This window comes from Streptomyces sp. NPDC043685 (genome assembly GCF_056436585.1).
This window is the reverse complement of sequence record NZ_JBWKCH010000006.1, coordinates 527,121-544,818: the sequence shown is the minus strand read 5'-3', so window position 1 is coordinate 544,818 and position 17,698 is coordinate 527,121. Positions and strand designations below refer to the sequence as shown.

The 17,698-nt window shown below is 73.1% G+C and carries 20 protein-coding genes; 14 read left to right on the top strand and 6 right to left on the bottom strand.

Annotated elements, in window-relative coordinates; all coding sequences use genetic code 11:
* Positions 1 to 57: 57 nt before the first annotated feature.
* Complete coding sequence (locus AC0665_RS22340; RefSeq protein ID WP_478510340.1) at positions 58 to 483, top strand: helix-turn-helix domain-containing protein; 426 nt, start codon at positions 58 to 60, stop codon at positions 481 to 483.
* 155 nt (positions 484 to 638) lie between these two features.
* On the opposite strand, the gene AC0665_RS22335 is transcribed toward AC0665_RS22340, so the two are convergent.
* Positions 639 to 1,484 carry an MOSC domain-containing protein gene (locus AC0665_RS22335; protein WP_478603931.1) on the bottom strand — a complete coding sequence of 282 codons (846 nt, stop codon included), beginning with the start codon at positions 1,482 to 1,484 and terminating at the stop codon, positions 639 to 641.
* Positions 1,485 to 1,563: 79 nt separating this feature from the next.
* Here AC0665_RS22335 and AC0665_RS22330 point away from each other — a divergent pair, with 79 nt between their 5' ends.
* Positions 1,564 to 1,935, top strand: coding sequence for a VOC family protein (locus tag AC0665_RS22330; RefSeq protein WP_478603934.1), 372 nt, complete (start codon positions 1,564 to 1,566; stop codon positions 1,933 to 1,935).
* A gap of 94 nt (positions 1,936 to 2,029) precedes the next feature.
* On the opposite strand, the gene AC0665_RS22325 is transcribed toward AC0665_RS22330, so the two are convergent.
* Complete coding sequence (locus AC0665_RS22325; protein ID WP_468631809.1) at positions 2,030 to 2,569, bottom strand: peptidoglycan-binding domain-containing protein; 540 nt, start codon at positions 2,567 to 2,569, stop codon at positions 2,030 to 2,032.
* Between the two features lie 257 nt (positions 2,570 to 2,826).
* Positions 2,827 to 3,474: a ThuA domain-containing protein gene (locus tag AC0665_RS22320; protein ID WP_478603936.1), complete on the bottom strand. Its 648-nt coding sequence runs from the start codon at positions 3,472 to 3,474 to the stop codon at positions 2,827 to 2,829.
* Positions 3,475 to 3,548: 74 nt separating this feature from the next.
* Between AC0665_RS22320 and AC0665_RS22315 the strand changes: the two genes are divergently transcribed.
* A complete protein-coding gene (locus AC0665_RS22315) occupies positions 3,549 to 3,953 on the top strand; it encodes a VOC family protein (RefSeq protein ID WP_468631805.1) in 405 nt (134 codons plus the stop codon).
* Here AC0665_RS22315 and AC0665_RS22310 read toward each other — a convergent pair.
* On the bottom strand, positions 3,933 to 4,622 hold the full coding sequence (locus AC0665_RS22310) for a helix-turn-helix domain-containing protein (RefSeq protein ID WP_478603940.1): 690 nt from the start codon (positions 4,620 to 4,622) through the stop codon (positions 3,933 to 3,935). The two genes, AC0665_RS22315 and AC0665_RS22310, sit on opposite strands and share 21 nt — an antisense overlap.
* A 137-nt stretch (positions 4,623 to 4,759) precedes the next feature.
* Entirely contained in the window at positions 4,760 to 5,701 is a 942-nt protein-coding gene (locus AC0665_RS22305; RefSeq protein WP_478604597.1) for an AraC family transcriptional regulator, read from the bottom strand.
* Between the two features lie 110 nt (positions 5,702 to 5,811).
* On the opposite strand from AC0665_RS22305, the gene AC0665_RS22300 reads away from it, so the two are divergent.
* Positions 5,812 to 6,669 carry an NmrA family NAD(P)-binding protein gene (locus AC0665_RS22300; protein WP_478705643.1) on the top strand — a complete coding sequence of 286 codons (858 nt, stop codon included), beginning with the start codon at positions 5,812 to 5,814 and terminating at the stop codon, positions 6,667 to 6,669.
* A gap of 13 nt (positions 6,670 to 6,682) precedes the next feature.
* Here the strand turns inward: AC0665_RS22300 and AC0665_RS22295 are convergent, their stop codons facing one another.
* The gene (locus AC0665_RS22295) at positions 6,683 to 7,864 is read right to left on the bottom strand and encodes a YihY/virulence factor BrkB family protein (protein ID WP_468403095.1); all 1,182 of its coding nucleotides are present in this window, start codon (positions 7,862 to 7,864) and stop codon (positions 6,683 to 6,685) included.
* Between the two features lie 109 nt (positions 7,865 to 7,973).
* Here AC0665_RS22295 and AC0665_RS22290 point away from each other — a divergent pair, with 109 nt between their 5' ends.
* From AC0665_RS22290 to cysD, 10 genes are all read left to right on the top strand, one after another.
* Positions 7,974 to 9,608, top strand: a complete 1,635-nt coding sequence (locus AC0665_RS22290) for an acyl-CoA dehydrogenase family protein (RefSeq protein WP_468631801.1) — start codon at positions 7,974 to 7,976, stop codon at positions 9,606 to 9,608.
* 260 nt (positions 9,609 to 9,868) lie between these two features.
* Positions 9,869 to 11,146 (top strand): GAF domain-containing protein, encoded by a 1,278-nt coding sequence (locus AC0665_RS22285; RefSeq protein ID WP_478603944.1) that lies wholly within the window; start codon positions 9,869 to 9,871, stop codon positions 11,144 to 11,146.
* 186 nt (positions 11,147 to 11,332) lie between these two features.
* On the top strand, positions 11,333 to 12,643 hold the full coding sequence (locus tag AC0665_RS22280) for a hypothetical protein (RefSeq protein ID WP_478603947.1): 1,311 nt from the start codon (positions 11,333 to 11,335) through the stop codon (positions 12,641 to 12,643).
* A gap of 67 nt (positions 12,644 to 12,710) precedes the next feature.
* Positions 12,711 to 13,283 (top strand): GNAT family N-acetyltransferase, encoded by a 573-nt coding sequence (locus AC0665_RS22275; protein ID WP_478705642.1) that lies wholly within the window; start codon positions 12,711 to 12,713, stop codon positions 13,281 to 13,283.
* Between the two features lie 126 nt (positions 13,284 to 13,409).
* The gene (locus AC0665_RS22270) at positions 13,410 to 13,493 is read left to right on the top strand and encodes a putative leader peptide (RefSeq protein ID WP_311241247.1); all 84 of its coding nucleotides are present in this window, start codon (positions 13,410 to 13,412) and stop codon (positions 13,491 to 13,493) included.
* 129 nt (positions 13,494 to 13,622) lie between these two features.
* Positions 13,623 to 15,320, top strand: a complete 1,698-nt coding sequence (locus AC0665_RS22265; RefSeq protein WP_468403085.1) for a nitrite/sulfite reductase — start codon at positions 13,623 to 13,625, stop codon at positions 15,318 to 15,320.
* Positions 15,317 to 15,496: a hypothetical protein gene (locus AC0665_RS22260; RefSeq protein ID WP_363119059.1), complete on the top strand. Its 180-nt coding sequence runs from the start codon at positions 15,317 to 15,319 to the stop codon at positions 15,494 to 15,496. The genes AC0665_RS22265 and AC0665_RS22260 overlap by 4 nt, the downstream gene beginning before the upstream one ends.
* The gene (locus AC0665_RS22255; RefSeq protein ID WP_478705641.1) at positions 15,493 to 16,203 is read left to right on the top strand and encodes a phosphoadenylyl-sulfate reductase; all 711 of its coding nucleotides are present in this window, start codon (positions 15,493 to 15,495) and stop codon (positions 16,201 to 16,203) included. The genes AC0665_RS22260 and AC0665_RS22255 overlap by 4 nt, the downstream gene beginning before the upstream one ends.
* 23 nt (positions 16,204 to 16,226) lie before the next feature.
* Positions 16,227 to 16,763, top strand: a complete 537-nt coding sequence (gene cysC / locus AC0665_RS22250) for an adenylyl-sulfate kinase (RefSeq protein ID WP_363119057.1) — start codon at positions 16,227 to 16,229, stop codon at positions 16,761 to 16,763.
* Positions 16,760 to 17,698 (top strand): sulfate adenylyltransferase subunit CysD, encoded by a 939-nt coding sequence (gene cysD, locus AC0665_RS22245; RefSeq protein ID WP_468403081.1) that lies wholly within the window; start codon positions 16,760 to 16,762, stop codon positions 17,696 to 17,698. Before cysC ends, cysD begins: the two co-directional genes overlap by 4 nt.

Below are 17,698 nucleotides of genomic sequence, written 5' to 3'. Positions count from 1 at the left end.
GGTGGGGAGGGGCCGTCGCCCGGGGGCGAGGCGGCGGCGAGCGGTGGGGGGACGACCATGACGCGCTGGCAGCCGCTTCCGGACGTACTGCCGAGGGAGGGACGGCACCTGGTCGAGCAGCTGCGGGCCCTGAAGGACCGCACGGGCCTGAGCCTCGCGGAGCTGGCCCGGCGGACCGCGTACAGCAAGTCGTCGTGGCAGCGGTACCTCAGCGGGGCCAAGCAGCCGCCGAGCGGCGCGGTGCAGGCGCTGTGCCGGGTGGCGGGGGCGGACCAGGCGCGGCTGCTGGCGCTGTGGGACCTGGCCGACCGGACGTGGCCGCACGGGTCGACGGCGCCGGCCGGGGCGGCGGCGCCGGTGGCGGACGCGTCGACGGCCGGTGCGGCGTACCGGCGTTGGCGAGCGGCGGCTCTGGTGTCGTTCGGGGTCATCGTGGTGCTGCTGGCGGGGCTGTTGTGGGTGCTGCCGGCGGGGAGCGGATGACCGGACCGGCCGTCCGCTCCCCGGCGCCGGTGTCTCCCGGCGCCCGGTGTCTCCAGGTGCCCGGTCCCGAACCGCCCGTCCGGATCCCCGCACGGCGGGCCGGTCGCGCGACCCGGTCGCCCCCCCCACACCGCCTGCGGTGGCGGACGGCCTGATCAGGCGTCGTCCTCCCGCGTGATCGTGTCCCCCGGCCGGATGGCGCCGGGTTCGAGAACCTCCAGGTACACCCCGAAGCAAGCCAGCCGGCCCAGGTCGAAGACCGGCACCCGGTGTTCGCGGGCGATCGCACGCATGATGCCCGGGTGGGCCTTCAGCTCGTCATGGCCCAGCGTGGGCACCACGCAGCGTGGGGTGGGCACGAGTACGCGAAACAGCGCCTCGCCCACGCGCAGCCGCCCGCCCTGCCAGCCGTCCTCCACGAAGGCCGGCGCCTGGCCGGTGTCCACCAGCAGGTTCGGCCGGAAGCGACGCGGATCGACATCCCCTTCCGGACAGACGGAGCGGAGCTTCGCCAGCGATGACGTGGTGATCAGGTGGACCCGGCCGTAGTCGAAGAACGTCCCCGGGGCGACCTTGCCGACGGTGATGTTCTCTCCGGTGCCGTCCACGGACGCCGCCGCTCGTACGGCATCCGGGACGCCACCTTCGTACTCCGGCACGGCACGCTCCAGCCTGCTGTGCGCCGGCGCGCTCGCCGAGACGAGCACCCGACGGCCCAGCAGCTGCGACAGCCGGGCGTCCAGAGCGGGGTCCCCGGCCGTGAAGGCGGTTCGGTCGGGCAGTTCGACCTCGACGGTGCCGTCCTCGGTCACCCGGCTTCGGCAACCCAGCAGTTGCCCCCACTTGCGCGGATGCTTGGCGCTGCCGATCGCGCCCGAGTCATCGAGAACGGCGTGCGTCCGGTCCCCGGCCAGCCCCGCGTGCGTCACCACCGCGGACGCGAGCGGCTCGCCCAGCATGGACTTCACCGGGTACCGCCATAACGCCGTCACAGTTGTCATGGAGACCGATTATGGCGCCGGCCCGCCGTCGGGACCCCTGTTGTTCGGCCCGACGGCGGCCGGTGGCAGAGTGAGCCGGATGATCGGACGCCTGTACACCGTTGTCATCGACTGCCCCGACCCGGATGAACTCGCCGGTTTCTACGAGAAGCTGCTGTCGCTGTCACGACAGGCCGACACCGGCGATTACGTCGTGCTCCAGAACGAGGCGGGCACCCCGGTGGTCCTCTTCCAGCGGGTGGACGACTTTCGCGCGCCGCGGTGGACGGATCCCGCGCGTCCTCAACAAATGCACATCGACGTGATGGTCACGGACCTCGATACGGCTGAGGCCCAGGTGCTCGCCCTCGGTGCGACGCTGCTGGACGGCTCGGACAAGCCGATCGGTTACCGCGTCTACGCGGACCCCGTCGGCCATCCCTTCTGCCTGATCACTCCCGAGGGAGCCTGACCCCGTCTTCGGAAACCCCCGACGGAACCGACGGAGCGGGCATCACTCCACCCCACGGGGCCCCGGCCCGGACGGCCGCCCCGGGAGCGCAAGCTCAGCCGAGCGTGCGGTAATGGGCATACTTCCACGGTCCGACGTTCTTCAGCTTCACCTGGTACTTGCCGCCCACGCGCTTGAAGGTGACGTTCCGCACGAGGCCCTTGTACTGGACGATGTTGCCCGGCAGGCTCTGGAGCCGGGTCTGGGCGAAGTCCCAGCTCTCGCTGTCGACGGTGCCGTCGGTGTCGGGGAGGTTGTGCCGGCTCTGCCACCACTGCGTGGCCGACTCGGTCTCCGGGCCGAACGAGCCGTCGATGCGGCTCTTGCGGAAGGGCTGCCACTCGCCCTCGTCGTCCTCCCACTGGGCGCCGTCCGCCCACAGCACGGTCTCCCACAGGGCGACGGCGTTGCCCCTGGCGTAGGCGTCGACGCCGAGGTTCTCCTCGTCCTCCCAGTCGTTGGTCACGGCACCCGTGCCGTCGATGCCGAAGTAGGCGGGTGCGGCGTTCGCCGCCGGCGCCAGGGCGATGCCGGTGCCCCCGGCGCCCAGCAGCACGGCCGTCATCATCGCCACGGTCCGATCGCGCATGCTCATGCGGTTGTCCTTTTCGAAGCGCCGTCCCCCGGCGGGTCGCCCCCGGGGCGGCTCGTCTCGTCTGCCACGGCACAGCGTCAGGGCCCGAACGCGCCCGCGGCGAGGCCTGGCGGCGTCCCCGGGCCGCCCAGGGACGGTTCGGGCGCGGGGCGGCGGTGTCCCGGGCGAGGGCGGGTCACCGTGGGTCCGACCGGGTCGGGGGCAGCTGGACGCGGCGCGGGCGGACACCGGCAGGCCTCGCCGCGGGCACCGGCGGCTCAGGGCAGCCGGGCCGCCCAGGTGATGCCGCCCAGGAGGTGGGCGCGGAAGGCCGGATCCTCGTAGGCCTCGGGGGCGTGGCCGAGCGCCGTGTAGAAGACGCGGCCCTCGCCGTGGTCGTGGCACCAGGCCAAGGGGTGGTCGGCGCCCATGCCGCCGCCCTCGTAGGAGGACTCGTCGGCGGTGACCAGGACGCGGACGCTGCCCCGGGGGTTGGTGCGGAAGTCGTACCACTCGTCGGTGACGTTCCACACGGCCGGCAGGTGCCGGGTCGCCGGATGGTCGTGGTCCTCGACGAGGGCCCTGCCGGACTGGTGGAGCGGGTGGCGGGCGAACCTCGCGCCCAGCAGGTCGCCGTAGTACGGCCAGTCGTCCTCCGTGCAGGCCGCCGCGTGCACGCCCACGAAGCCGCCGCCCGACTCCACGTAGGCGGCGAGCCGTTCACGTCCGGCGGGGGTGAGGATCTCACCGCTGGTGGAGAGGAACACCACGGCCGCGTAGTCGTCCAGGGGCTGTTCGAGGGCGGCCGGGTCCTCCGTGGCGTCGACCTCGAAGTCCCCGGCGGCGCGCAGGGCGGCGATGCCGGCCGGGATGGAGTCGTGCCGATAGCCGGTGGTGCGGGTGTGGACGAGCAGTCGTGGGGCCATGACACCCGAACCTAGCCGGGCCGGGTGTCCGATTCGTTCAAGACCGGGCATCACGGCCTGCCTACGGTGGCTCCATGACTGCACGATTCGATGCCATCGGCCTGGTCGTCTCCGACATGGCCGCGTCCGTCGCGTTCTACCGCCGGCTCGGGTTCGCCTTCCCGGACGGTGCCGAAGAGCTGCCCCACGCCGAGGCCGGACTGCCCGGCGGGCTGCGGCTGATGCTCGACACCGAGGAGACGGTCCGCTCCTTCCTGCCCCACTGGCAGCCGCCCGTGGGCCGGGGCCGGGCCTCACTGGCCCTGCGCTGCGAAGGACCCGAGGAGGTGGACGCGTTGTACGGCGAGCTGGTCGGCTCCGGGTACCACGGCGAGCTCAAGCCCTGGGACGCCTTCTGGGGGCAGCGGTACGCCGTGGTGCACGACCCGGACGGCAACGGGGTGGACCTCTACGCCCCGCTAGCCGCCGCGCCCGAGTAGCTCCCCCAGCGGCAGGCCCGTCAACTCCCGGACCTCACGGGCCAGATGGGCCTGGTCGGCGTATCCCGCCCTGGTGGCCGTCTCCGCGAAGGGCACACCGCGCCCGGCCAGTGCGAGGGCGCGCTTCAGCCGCAGGATGCGGGCCAGGGTCTTGGGCCCGTAACCGAAGGCGGACAGCGAGCGGCGGTGCAACCGGCGTGCTCCGAGGCCGAGTTCGTCGGCGGTGGCGGCGACCGTACGGCCCGCGTCGAGGGCGGCGACGATCTGCCGGAGCAGCGGGTCCGGGGGTTCGGCACCGGCCGCCTCCCGCAGGGCCAGCTCCTCCAGGCCGCTCGCCGGGTCGGGGGCCGTGTTCACCCGGTCGGCCAGGCGCCGCACCCGCGCGGCCGGCCACAGGTCGGTCAGCTCGACGCGACGGTCGCGCAGTTCGTGCGCCGGTACGCCCAGGAGCGCCGGGGCCGTGCCCGGGTAGAAGCGGATCCCGGACCAGGAACCGGTCGTACCGTCCGGCACGTGGGCGCGGGTGTCGGGCCCGGCGACCAGCAGCCGCCCGTCGTGCCACAGCAGATCCATGCACCCGTCGGGCAGGACCCGCCCCACCCCGGCCCGGGACGGGGTGTTGGTCCACACGACCGCCCCGGGCAGCCGCGCCGCCCGCTCCACGTACACGAGGGCCAGGCTACGCCGGGAGACGGAGGCGGGGGCGGGGGCGGATTGGCTGCCGCGTCTCTGCTCCCTCGCGGGGTCTCGGGGCCGGTGCCACATCCCGCGCACGGCCACGCCCCGCCACTCCCGGCCCCGTCCCGCTAGGCCCCCCGCCCCCGATACTCCACCGGACTCACCCCGTACACCCGCTTGAACGCCGTGGACAGGGCGAACGCGCTGCCGTAGCCCACCCTGCGGGCGATCGCGTCGAGGGTGTCGGTGGAGTCGCGCAGGCGGTCGGCGGCCAGGGCGAGGCGCCAGCCGGTGAGGTAGGTCATCAAGGGCTCGCCCACCAGGGCGGTGAAGCGGCGGGCCAGCGCCGCGCGGGACACCCCGGCCTTCCCGGCGAGCGCGGCGACGGTCCAGGGGTGGGCCGGGTCGTCCTGGAGCAGGCGCAGGACGCCGCCGACGACCGGGTCGGCCAGGGCCCGGTACCAGGCCGGTGCCCGGGCGTCGGGGCGGGCGAACCACTCCCGCAGCGCCGCGATGACCAGCAGGTCGAGCAGCCGGTCCAGGACGACCTCCTGCCCCGGCTCGTCCCGGACGATCTCCTCGGCGAGGTAGGGCGTGAGCGGGCAGTCCCACACGTCGGACGTGAGGGTGAGCAGCGGCGGCAGGGCGTCCAGCAGCCGCCCGCCGACCTCGCCCCGCATCGGGTACGTGCCGATCAGCATCATGGTGGCGCCGTCGGGCCTCCCGCCCCAGGTGCGCACGCCCAGGTCCATGGAGCCGTTGAGGGGCCGTCCGTCGGGGTAGCGGCACTCCTGGTCCGGAAGGATCACCGCCTGCGGTGCCGTGTCGGGGGCGTCGGCGCAGGTGTAGGGGTCCGGGCCGCGGGCGATGGCGAGGTCCCCGGCCGTGAGCCGCGCCCTCTCGCCCCGGTCGGGCACGATCCAGACCTCGCCGCGGACGACGAGCATCACGGTGAGCGGGGCCCGGTCCTCCACGCGCACCGCCCACGGCGGGTCGAAACAGGCCCTGATCATGAACGCGCCCCGCGCGCGGGGGCCCTCCAGGAGACCTGCGAGGGGGTCCCCCCGCATCAGCGAGTTCGAGCGTGGGGGCGCGTCCATGCGGCCAGCGTAGACGCGGGCGTATGGGAATGAGCCGTTCGGCGATGGTTGCGTGCGGTGGGCGGCGGTTGACTCGGGGCATGACGCACACGACACAGAACACGGCGCGGGACACGCGGGACATGACGGTGGTGGTGACGGGCGCCTCGGGGCGTACCGGAAGCCGGGTGGCGCGGGCCGCGGCGGCGGCCGGGCTCACGGTGCGCGCGGCGTCGCGGGCCACGGGCTTCGACTGGTGGGACGCCTCGACCTGGGCGGGCACCCTGCGCGGCGCGGACGCGGCGTACCTCGTCCACCCCTCGGACGTCGGCGCTCCGGGCGCCGCTGAGGTGGTCGGCGCGCTCGCGCGGGAGGCGGTGGGGCTGGGGGTGCGGCGGCTGGTGCTGCTGTCCGCGCGGGGTGAGGACCAGGCGCTGCCCACCGAGGAGGCGCTGCGGGCCTCGGGGGCGGACTGGACGGTCGTGCGGGCCGCGTGGTTCGCGCAGAACTTCAGCGAGGGTCCGCTCGTGGCGGAGCTGCGGCAGAGCGGGGAGCTGGTGTTCCCGGCCGGCGAGGTGCGGGAGCCGTTCCTGGACGTGCGGGACATCGCCGACGTGGTGGTGGCCGCGCTGACGGACGGCGAGCGGTACGCGGGGCGGACGCTCACGCTGACCGGGCCGCGGTCGCTGTCCTTCGGGGAGGCGGTCGCGGAGATCGCCGGGGCGACGGGGCGCCCGCTGACCTACCGGGCCGTCTCGACGCGGGACTACGGTCAGGCCCTGGCCGGGTTCGGGGTGCCGCCGGAGGAGGTGGCGGCCCTGACGGAGATCTTCGACACCCTTCTCGACGGCCGCAACGCGCACCTGTCGGACGGGGTGCGGGAGGTTCTGGGCCGTGCGCCCCGGGACTTCGGGGACTTCGTGCGCGAGGAGGCCGCGGCCGGGACCTGGCGGGCCTGACGGGGGCGTTCCGTCACGTCGCCCCGGGCGGCTTCCCCTCCCCGTCGGTCTGCGGGCTCTTGACGTGGTTGTTCTTCACGTGGGGGGCCTTCACGTGGGCGCTCTTCACATGGGTGCGCAGCCGGGCCGAGACGTCCTCCGGGGGCAGGAAACGGGACCAGCGCTCCGGGAACTCGGAGGGCATGTCGGGGTCGGCCTCGCCCGCGGCGGTGGCGCGGGCGACGTACTCGGCGACCTGGGCCTGCCGCAGCCGCTCGTTGGCCTCGCGGGCCGCGGCGGTGGCGGCGGCCGGCCAGACCCGGTCGATGGCGGCGTTGACCGCGGCCCCGACGAGCACGGCGAACGCGGACACGCCGATCCACAGCAGCACGGCGACGGGCGCCGCCAGGGAGCCGTAGATGGTGGGGCCCTCGACCGTGCTGGTCAGGTAGATCCGCAGCAGGAAGCTGCCCAGCACCCACATGCCGAGGGCGACGAGCGCACCCGGCACGTCCTCGATCCACGGGGAGCGGACCGGGACGGACACGTGGTACAGCGTCGTCAGGAAGGCGATCGACAGCAGGATCACCACCGGCCAGTACAGGACCTGCACGACCGTCGTCGACCAGGGCACGACCCGCACCACGGCGTCCGGCCCGGCCACCATCAGCGGCAGTGCGACCGAGCCGATGAGCAGGGCCACGATGAACAGCAGGAAGGCCATGAGCCGGGTCTTGACGATGCCCCGGACGCCGTCGAGGCCGTACATCACGGTGATGGTGTCGATGAAGACGTTCACCGCGCGGGAGCCCGACCACAGGGCGAACAGGAAGCCGAGGGAGATGACGTCGGGCCGGCCGCCCTTCATCACGTCGTGCAGGATCGGCTGGGCGATCTCGCGCACGCCCTGGTCGGACAGGACGGTGCGGGAGGCCACCAGCAGGTTGGTCTGGAGGCTCTCGATGGTGTCGGCGCCGGTCCAGGCGTCGACGTAGCCGAGCAGTCCGATCATGCTCAGCAGCAGCGGCGGCACCGACAGCAGCGTGAAGAACGCGGCCTCGGCGGCGAGCCCCAGGATGCGGTACTCGACGCAGGAGTTGACGGTGTCCTTGAGCAACAGCCAGGCGGTCCTGCGTTTGGAGACGTTCCGGTAGAGGGCCCGCGCCCGGTGGAGGCGCCCGGAGGGCGTGTCGGGGGTTTCACTTGCTGGCTGCACCCCCTAACGGTATCCGTCGTGCCCCGCCCCACTCACCCACAGGCCGGGTCTTCGCGGACCGGCCGGGTCCGCCGGGTGCCAAGGTGCCGGCGCGGGGTACTTTCGCAGCATGGCAGGCAGCACGCACACCGTGACGAACCAGGTCCCGCCGCTGGTCGGCTACGACGTCTTCTCCGCCGACCGGGCCCTGGCCGCCGCGGTCGGCCGGCACTGCGATCCGGAGCTGCGCGAGGAGGTCCTCGGCGAGCTGGCGGCACTGGGCCGGACCTCCGGCTCGGCGCAGGTGCAGGAGTGGGGGAGGCTGGCCAACGACAACCCGCCGCGGCTGCTCACCCACGACCGGTACGGCAACCGGCTCGACGAGGTCGAGTTCCACCCCTCCTGGCACCGGCTGCTCGGCAAGGGGGTCTCGGCGGGTCTGACGGCCGCGTGGGGCCGGCCGGCGGGGCATGTGCGGCGGGCCGCCGCCTTCCTGGTGTGGACGCAGGTGGAGGCCGGCAACGGCTGCCCGCTGTCGATGACGCACGCGGCGGTGCCGGCCCTGCGCACCGACCCGGACCTGGCCGCCGAGTGGGAGCCGCGGCTGACGTCCATGGTCTACGACCGTGAGCTGCGGCCCGCGCACCTCAAGGCCGGGGCGCTGTTCGGGATGGGCATGACGGAGAAGCAGGGCGGCAGCGACGTACGGGCGAACACCACGTCGGCGCGTCCGCTCGCCGAGGACGGGACCTACGAGCTGACCGGGCACAAGTGGTTCTGCTCGGCGCCCATGTCCGACGGTTTCCTGGTGCTGGCGCAGGCGCCGGGCGGGCTGACCTGCTTCCTGGTGCCGAGGGTGCTCCAGGACGGCACGCGCAACGTGTTCCGGATCCAGCGGCTCAAGGACAAGCTCGGCAACCGGTCGAACGCCTCGGGCGAGGTCGAGTTCGAGGGGACCTGGGCGCGCCGGGTCGGCGAGGAGGGGCGCGGGGTGCGCACCATCATCGAGATGGTGGCGGCGACCCGCTTGGACTGCGTACTGGGCTCGGCCGGGCTGATGCGGCAGGCCGTGGCGCAGGCGGTGCACCACTGCACTCACCGCGAGGCGTTCGGCGGGAAACTCCTCGACAAGCCGCTCATGCGCAACGTGCTGGCCGATCTGGCGCTGGAGTCGGAGGCGGCGACGACCCTGGCGCTGCGGCTGGCGGCGGCCTGTGACGACGGCGGTGAGCGGGAGCGGGCGCTGCTGAGGATCGCGGTGCCGGCGGCGAAGTACTGGGTGACCAAGCGGTGCGCGCCCGTCGCCGTGGAGGCGGCGGAGTGCCTCGGCGGCAACGGGTACGTGGAGGAGTCCGGGATGCCCCGGCTGGTGCGCGAGTCGCCGTTGAACTCCGTCTGGGAGGGCGCGGGCAACGTCCAGGCGCTGGACGTGGTGCGGGTGTTGCAGCGGGAGCCGGCGGCGCTGGACGCGTATCTGCGGGAGGTGGGCCAGGCGCGGGGCGCCGATCACCGCCTGGACGGGGCCATCAAGGACCTGCTGACCGAACTCGCCGATCTGGAGGGCGTGGAGGCGCGGGCGCGGCGGCTGGCGGAGCGGCTGGCACTGGTGTTGCAGGGTTCGCTGCTGGTCCGTTTCGCGCCACCGCAGGTCGCCGACGCGTTCTGCGCGGGGCGGCTCGGGGGCGACGGGGGCGCGGCCTTCGGGACGCTGCCGCACACGCTGGACCTGGCGGCGGTGGTGGAGCGGGCCCGGCCGGTGTCCTGATGCGCCGCGCGGGCCCGGGTGGGCGCGGAGCGGGGGTGGTGCTGCGCCGACACGGCACCACCCCCGCCGCACTGGCCCGTTCGAGCCACTGAACGCCGCTCGGGACGGCGTCGCTCAATTTTCGGCCACGGCCGGGTCGTCCACCAGGGTTGCAGGGGGTTGCAACTTGCTGCTGACTGTGTGCGGACGGTGCGCGCGGACCTCGGACAGGCGTCACTATGGGACGGTCGGTCAGAAGCGACTCCGGGGGGCGCACGCGTATGGACGTCACGCACTGGGCCGCCGTGGACAGTTCGCGCGCGGCCCGGGTCCTCAGCGAGGTCCGTTCCGCCCGGCTGGCCGGGCAGCCCGCTCCGCTGGCGCCGCGTCCGGTGATCGAGCGGTCCTGGGAGCGGATGCTGCGCAGTGGTGTCGATCCGGAGCGGGACGTCCGGGCGGATCCGCTGTCCCGCGGGGAGGTGCAGCGGCGGCGCGAGACGTCGGTATTGCGCCATGTGCTGCCGGTGCTGCGGGAGGGACTGCTGGCGGCCGCGGACGTCGCCCACCACATCATGGTGGTGGCCGACGAGGACGGCCGGGTGCTGTGGCGCGAGGGCAGCCCGCCGGTGCTGCGCAAGGCCGACGGGCTCGGCTTCGAACTCGGCGCCGACTGGCGTGAGGACGTGGTCGGCACGAACGGTGTGGGCACCCCGGCGGTGGTGCGCAGGCCGGTGCAGGTCTTCGCCTCGGAGCACTTCGTGCGCTCCCAGGCCGGCTGGACGTGCGCGGGCGCTCCCCTGACCGATCCGAGGGACGGGCGGCTGCTCGGTGTGGTGGACGTGAGCGGGCCGCTGGAGACCATGCATCCGGCCACGCTCGCCTGGGTCGGCTCGGTGGCCAAGCTGGCCGAGGCCCGGCTGCGGGAGATGCACACGCAGTCGCTGGAGCGGCTGCGGGCGGTGGCGGCTCCGGTGCTGGCCCGGCTCGGCGGCCGTGCCCTGGCGGTCGACCCGGACGGCTGGACGGCGGCGGTCAGCGGGATGCCGTACGTGCGACGGGTGGCCCTGCCGAAGTCGCTGTCACCGGGGCCGAGATGGCTGCCGGTGCTCGGGCTGTGCTCGGTGGAGCCGCTGCCCGGGGGCTGGCTGCTGTCGGCGGTCGCCGAGGAGCCGGTGCCGCGCGGCCCGGCCCGGATCGTGCTGGACCTCAGGCGGGCGCGGCGCTGGTCGGTGGAGGTGCTCGGCGGGGCGGGCCCCTGGACGCGGGAACTGAGCCCCCGGCACGCGGAGTTGCTGTACCTCCTCGCCGTGAACCGCTCCGGCCGCAGCGCCTCGGGACTGGCCGGGGACCTGTTCGGCGACCCGGCCCGCACGGTGACGGTGCGTGCCGAGATGTCGCGGGTGCGGCGGTATCTGGGGGCGTTCCTGGAGCACCGGCCGTACCGGTTCGCGGAGGACGCCGAGGTGGAGGTGCTGCTCCCGGACGACCCGCGGGATCTGCTGCCCCACTCGTCGGCACCGGCGGTGAGCAGGCGGCGAGGGGCCGCACCGGCGCCCTGAGGTTCACTTCGTGTGCCGGGCGGAGCCGTCACAAGCCGCCCCGAGGAGTGCATCTTTCGCATATTTGCGGGGTCTTCGTCCCCCGCGCCGCTCACCTGCCGTAGCATCCCTGTACGGGCCACCCCACCTGCTCCTCCGTCAACGTGCGGATCACCAGGCGCAGTTGGTCCGTCTCGGGAGGACGTTATGAAGCATCGCGGCAGACACCGGCGGCGCAGGCGGGGCAGGGCGCTGCGCGCGACCCTGGCCGGGACGGCCCTCGCGCTGACCGCCGCCGCCACCCTGATCAGCGCCTCGCAGGCCACCGTCGCCGACGCCCCCGGTGCTCTCCGGACGGTCGCGTCCGACGAGGGCGGGCGGCTGCCGCTGGCCGAACACCGGGTGCCGGGGGCGTGGCTGGACCGGCTCGCGTCGGCGATGGGCCGGCCCGTCGGTGTCGGCGCGGTGCTGGAGGACGCCGACCGCCCGCTGCGGCGGGCGGCCGACTGCCCGGCCGCCGAGCGCCGCAGCCTGCCGGTGGAGCCGGCGGCGTCGCGCGCGTACTGCTTCGCGGGATCCGACACCCGGGACTGGCGGGCCGGCGCGGTCACCACCTCGGGCGACGCGGACGATGACGGCCGCTGGGGCGGCGACCGCGTGATCCTCTCCGGCTGGTCCCGGGGCGCCGCCGAGGGCGGCTCACTGGACGGCCCGGCTCCGGGGCAGGGCCTGGCCAGGGTCGCCTTCGTCGACGCGAACGACCCCGCCCGGCTGCGCTACACCTGGGCCCTGCTGGCCGTCCCGGTGGACGGCGGGCGGGACTACCGGGGGCTGGTCTCCCCGCTGTCCGGCATGGTCTGGTACCAGGACAAGCTGCTGGTGACGACCCGTGAGCGCGACCGGGACGCGCTGTTCGTCTACGACATGGACCGTATCCAGCGCGCCACCGTGACGTCCGACGCGGTCGGCCGGGTGCGGGGCGGCTGGGCGGCGCACGGCTCCCGGTACGTGCTGCCCGCCGTGGCCTCGTACACGCTGCCCGGCGGCGACGGCGTGCCCCGTCCGGCCACCGTCTCCCTGGACCGCAGCACCTCCCCCGACAGTCTGGTCGCGAGCGAGTGGGTGCCTGCGGACGGTGACCGGCGCACCCGGCTGTGGCGCTACACGCTGAGCCGGGACCCGGACCGCACCGGCCTGCTCGCCACCGGCTCCTCCGGGAAGGCGGACCCGGTCGAGGCGTACGAGACGAAGACGACCGATGTGCGGGGCGTGCTGGCGCACCGCTCGGGCTGGTACCTGGACCGCGCGGCGGGCGACCCCGGCGGGCACGGGACGCTGTGGCGCCAGGACACCGAGGGCGCGCGGGCGGCGGAGTGCGGGACGGACGAGACACGGCACTGCTGGAGCGGCCGGTCCGCCTCCCTGTCCTACTGGCAGGAGACCGGCGAGGTCTGGTCCCAGTCGGGGCGGATGCTGTTCGCGCTGCCGCTGGCGTCGATCGACCGGGCGCTGCGCTGACCGGTGCCGCTCGCGGAGCAGGGGGGCCGATCGACAGACGTGTGGGTCGGATGGTTTTCTGGCCCGCATGACCAGCATCGCCGTGACCACGTGGTCCCTGGAGCAGACTGCCCCGACCGACCTGGTGCCTGCCCCCGTGCCGGAGGGGGACGTCCGGGTCGTCCGCTCCGAGGTCGCCTCGCCCGAGTTCAGCCGGTTCCTGTACGCGTCGGTGGGCGGCGACATCCGCTGGACGGACCGGCTCGGCTGGTCGTACGCGCGGTGGGTGGAACACCTGGAGCGGCCCGGGGTGGAGACGTGGGTGGCTTACGACCGGGGCACGCCCGCGGGGTACGTGGAGCTGGAGGCGCAGGACGACGCGGTCGTGGAGATCGTCTACTTCGGGCTGCTCCCGGCCTTCCGGGGCCGGCGCATCGGCGGGCACCTGCTGTCGTACGGCACGGCCCGGGCCTGGGATGTCGCGGACCGCTGGGCGGGACTGGCGCCCACGAAGCGGGTCTGGCTGCACACGTGCAGCAAGGACGGCGCGCACGCGATGGACAACTACCGGCGGCGGGGCTTCACCCTGTTCGACACCAAGGTCGAACAGGAGGCGGAGGTCGCGGCTCCGGGGCCGTGGCCTGGGGCCTTCCCCGGCTGACCTGGACGGGCACCTGAGCGGTGCCCGATGTGACCAAGGACACCCTTGTCTTGCTGTGCGAGACAAGGGTGTCCGCATCTTGGACGAAGCTGGACTGTGTCCAGATCGCCGTGACACGCTTCCGTCATGTCCGGAACTGGAATTGCCTTGGTGAGTCGGCGGCACGTCGACCTCGGCCGCATGTCCAGCGCCATCTGTCCGGCGCACTGAGCGTACTCAGCCCACGCCCGGCATCTTCCCTTCCTGCCTCACACCCGCGCAATGACGCGCCCTATGCCCATGCGCCCGCATGCGCAGGTCAGAGCCGCATTTTCGCCTGTCCCGAAGGACGTATCAACCATGGCCGCCACCCCGCAGAAGCCTGCCGCCGCGACTCCCCGCCGCAAGGTGAGCCGTCACCGCGGTGAGGGCCAGTGGGCCGTGGGGCACCACACCCCACTGAACGGCAACGAGCAGTTCAAGAAGGACGACGACGGTCTCAATGTGCGGACACGCATTGAGACGATCTACTCCAAGCGGGGCTTCGACTCGATCGACCCCAACGACCTGCGCGGCCGCATGCGCTGGTGGGGGCTGTACACCCAGCGCAAGCCCGGCATCGACGGCGGCAAGACGGCCGTACTGGAGCCGGAGGAGCTGGACGACTCGTACTTCATGCTGCGCGTCCGCATCGACGGCGGGGCGCTGACCACCCGGCAGCTGCGGGTCATCGGCGAGATCTCGCAGGAGTTCGCGCGCGGCACCGCCGACATCACGGACCGGCAGAACGTCCAGTACCACTGGATCCGCATCGAGGACGTGCCCGAGATCTGGAACCGGCTGGAGGGCGTGGGCCTGTCCACGGTCACCGCCTGCGGCGACACCCCGCGTGTGATGATCGGCTCGCCGGTGGCGGGCATCGCCGAGGACGAGATCATCGACGCCACCCCGGCGCTGGAGGAGATGAAGCGCCGCGTCCTGAACAACCCGGCGTACTCGAACCTCCCGCGGAAGTTCAAGACCGCCATCTCGGGTTCGCCGCTGCTGGACGTGGTGCACGAGATCAACGACGTCGCGTTCGTCGGTGTGCGGCACCCCGAGCACGGCCCCGGCTTCGACGTGTGGGTCGGCGGCGGCCTGTCCACCAACCCCAAGCTGGGCGTGCGCCTGGGCACCTGGGTGTCGATCGACGACGTGCCGGACGTCTACGAGGGCGTCATCTCGATCTTCCGCGACTACGGCTACCGCCGGCTGCGCAACCGCGCCCGCCTGAAGTTCCTCGTCGCCGACTGGGGTCCGGAGAAGTTCCGGCAGGTCCTGGAGGACGAGTACCTCAAGCGCAAGCTCACCGACGGCCCGGCCCCCGAGCAGCCGTCCAGCCAGTGGCGCGACCACATCGGTGTGCACCGGCAGAAGGACGGCCGCTTCTACGTCGGCTTCGCCCCGCGCGTCGGACGCGTCGACGGCGCGACGCTCACGAAGATCGCCGACCTCGCCGAGGCCCACGGCTCGGGCCGGGTGCGTACCACCGTCGAGCAGAAGATGATCGTCCTCGACGTGCATGAGGACAAGGTCGACTCGCTCGTCGAGGCCCTGGAGGCGCTCGACCTGACCGCCCGCCCGTCCTCGTTCCGGCGCGGCACCATGGCCTGCACCGGCATCGAGTTCTGCAAGCTGGCCATCGTCGAGACCAAGCAGCGCGGTGCGCAGCTGATCGACGAACTGGAGCGCCGCCTGCCGGAGTTCGACGAGCCGCTCACCATCAACCTCAACGGCTGCCCGAACGCCTGCGCCCGTATCCAGGTCGCGGACATCGGTCTCAAGGGCCAGCTCATGCTGAACGACGAGGGCGAGCAGGTCGAGGGCTACCAGGTCCACCTGGGCGGTGCCCTGGGCCTGGAGGCCGGCTTCGGCCGCAAGGTGCGCGGTCTGAAGGTCACCTCCGACGAGCTGCCCGACTACATCGAGCGCGTCCTGAAGCGGTTCCAGGCCGAGCGCGAGGACGGCGAGCGGTTCGCCGCCTGGGCGGCCCGGGCCGACGAGGAGGCCCTGTCGTGAGCGAGCGGATGGCCCCGTTCCACTGCCCCTACTGCGGGGACGAGGACCTGCGCCCCAGCGAGGAGGGGCACGGCGCGTGGGAATGCGCGGCGTGCAGTCGAGCCTTTCAGCTGAAGTTCCTCGGGCTGCTGGCCCAGGGGCTGAAGCGATCCGATTCCGGAGGGGCACAGATATGACGACCGTTCAGGAAGAACGCACCGCCGAGGATCTCAAGCGGCTCGCCGAGCAGGCGGGCCGCGATCTGGAGGACGCCTCCGCGCTGGAGATCCTCCAGTGGGCGGCGAAGACGTTCGGCAAGCGCTTCTGCGTGACCTCCTCGATGGAGGACGCGGTGGTCGCCCATCTCGCCGCCCGCGCCATGCCCGGCGTCGACGTGGTCTTCCTCGACACCGGCTACCACTTCGAGGAGACCATCGGCACCCGCGACGCGGTCGAGGCCGTGATGGACGTCAACCTCATCACGCTCACCCCCGTTCAGACGGTCGCCGAGCAGGACGCCCAGCACGGCCCGAAGCTGCACGACCGCGACCCGGACCTGTGCTGCAAGCTGCGCAAGGTGCAGCCGCTGGAGCAGGGCCTGAAGGACTACCAGGCCTGGGCGACCGGTCTGCGCCGCGACGAGTCCCCGACCCGGGCGAACACCCCGGTGGTCGGCTGGGACGACAAGCGGCAGAAGGTCAAGATCTCCCCGATCGCCCGCTGGACGCAGGACGACGTGGACGCGTACGTCACCGAGCACGGTGTTCTGACCAACCCGCTGCTGATGGACGGCTACGCCTCCGTCGGCTGCGCCCCCTGCACCCGCCGGGTCCTTCAGGGCGAGGACGCGCGCGCCGGCCGCTGGGCCGGCCGCAGCAAGACCGAGTGCGGGCTGCACGGATGACGACGACGATTCAGGAGAGTGACGTGACGACCGGAGCCACCGTCTGGCTCACGGGTCTGCCGAGCGCCGGCAAGACCACGATCGCCTACGAACTGGCCGGCCGGCTCCGCGAGGAGGGCCGGCGGGTCGAGGTGCTCGACGGCGACGAGATCCGCGAGTTCATCTCGGCGGGCCTCGGCTTCAGCCGCGAGGACCGGCACACCAACGTGCAGCGCATCGGCTTCGTCGCCGAACTGCTCGCCCGCAACGGCGTGCTGGCCCTCGTCCCGGTCATCGCGCCGTACCAGGACAGCCGGGACGCGGTCCGCAAGCGCCACCAGGCGAACGGCACCGCCTATGTCGAGGTGCATGTGGCCACGCCGGTCGAGGTGTGCAGCGAGCGGGACGTGAAGGGCCTGTACGCCAAGCAGGCCGCGGGCGAGCTCACCGGGCTCACCGGGGTCGACGACCCGTACGAGGCGCCCGAGTCGCCCGATCTGCGCATCGAGTCGCAGAACCAGACCGTGCGGGAGTCCGCCGCTTCCGTGTACGCCCTGCTCAGCGAAAGGGGACTGGCATGACGACGACCGTCGCCACCGTTTCCGAGGGGACGGAAAGCCCCTACGCGCTCTCCCACCTCGACGCCCTCGAGTCCGAGGCGGTGCACATCTTCCGCGAGGTGGCGGGCGAGTTCGAGCGGCCGGTGATCCTCTTCTCCGGCGGCAAGGACTCCATCGTCATGCTGCACCTGGCGCTGAAGGCCTTCCGGCCGGCGACGGTGCCGTTCTCGCTGCTGCACGTGGACACCGGGCACAACTTCCCCGAGGTCCTCGACTACCGCGACCGCACGGTGGCCAAGCACGGGCTGCGGCTGCACGTGGCCTCGGTGCAGGACTACATCGACCGCGGTGTGCTCAAGGAACGCCCGGACGGCACCCGCAACCCGCTCCAGACGCTGCCGCTGACCGAGAAGATCCAGGCGGAGAAGTTCGACGCGGTCTTCGGCGGCGGCCGCCGCGACGAGGAGAAGGCCCGGGCCAAGGAGCGGGTGTTCTCGCTGCGCGACGAGTTCTCCCAGTGGGACCCGCGCCGCCAGCGCCCCGAGCTGTGGAACCTGTACAACGGCCGCCACGCGCCGGGCGAGCACGTCCGGGTGTTCCCGCTGTCCAACTGGACCGAGCTGGACGTGTGGCAGTACATCGCCCGGGAGGGCATCGAGCTGCCGGAGATCTACTACGCGCACGAGCGCGAGGTGTTCTCCCGCAGCGGCATGTGGCTGACCGCCGGCGAGTGGGGCGGGCCGAAGGACGGCGAGAGGGTCGAGAAGCGGCTGGTGCGCTACCGGACCGTGGGTGACATGTCCTGCACCGGCGCGGTGGACTCCGACGCCGACACCATCGAGAAGGTGATCGTGGAGATCGCCGCCTCCCGGCTCACCGAGCGCGGTGCCACCCGCGCCGACGACAAGATGTCCGAGGCCGCGATGGAAGACCGCAAGCGCGAGGGGTACTTCTAG

Coding starts and splice junctions, on each gene's coding strand:
- AC0665_RS22340 (WP_478510340.1), top strand. CDS start 58: ATGACGCGCTGGCAGCCGCTTCCGGACGTACTGCCGAGGGAGGGACGG.
- AC0665_RS22335 (WP_478603931.1), bottom strand. CDS start 1,484: ATGACAACTGTGACGGCGTTATGGCGGTACCCGGTGAAGTCCATGCTG.
- AC0665_RS22330 (WP_478603934.1), top strand. CDS start 1,564: ATGATCGGACGCCTGTACACCGTTGTCATCGACTGCCCCGACCCGGAT.
- AC0665_RS22325 (WP_468631809.1), bottom strand. CDS start 2,569: ATGAGCATGCGCGATCGGACCGTGGCGATGATGACGGCCGTGCTGCTG.
- AC0665_RS22320 (WP_478603936.1), bottom strand. CDS start 3,474: ATGGCCCCACGACTGCTCGTCCACACCCGCACCACCGGCTATCGGCAC.
- AC0665_RS22315 (WP_468631805.1), top strand. CDS start 3,549: ATGACTGCACGATTCGATGCCATCGGCCTGGTCGTCTCCGACATGGCC.
- AC0665_RS22305 (WP_478604597.1), bottom strand. CDS start 5,701: ATGCGGGGGGACCCCCTCGCAGGTCTCCTGGAGGGCCCCCGCGCGCGG.
- AC0665_RS22300 (WP_478705643.1), top strand. CDS start 5,812: ATGACGCACACGACACAGAACACGGCGCGGGACACGCGGGACATGACG.
- AC0665_RS22290 (WP_468631801.1), top strand. CDS start 7,974: ATGGCAGGCAGCACGCACACCGTGACGAACCAGGTCCCGCCGCTGGTC.
- AC0665_RS22285 (WP_478603944.1), top strand. CDS start 9,869: ATGGACGTCACGCACTGGGCCGCCGTGGACAGTTCGCGCGCGGCCCGG.
- AC0665_RS22280 (WP_478603947.1), top strand. CDS start 11,333: ATGAAGCATCGCGGCAGACACCGGCGGCGCAGGCGGGGCAGGGCGCTG.
- AC0665_RS22275 (WP_478705642.1), top strand. CDS start 12,711: ATGACCAGCATCGCCGTGACCACGTGGTCCCTGGAGCAGACTGCCCCG.
- AC0665_RS22270 (WP_311241247.1), top strand. CDS start 13,410: ATGTCCGGAACTGGAATTGCCTTGGTGAGTCGGCGGCACGTCGACCTC.
- AC0665_RS22265 (WP_468403085.1), top strand. CDS start 13,623: ATGGCCGCCACCCCGCAGAAGCCTGCCGCCGCGACTCCCCGCCGCAAG.
- AC0665_RS22255 (WP_478705641.1), top strand. CDS start 15,493: ATGACGACCGTTCAGGAAGAACGCACCGCCGAGGATCTCAAGCGGCTC.
- cysD (WP_468403081.1), top strand. CDS start 16,760: ATGACGACGACCGTCGCCACCGTTTCCGAGGGGACGGAAAGCCCCTAC.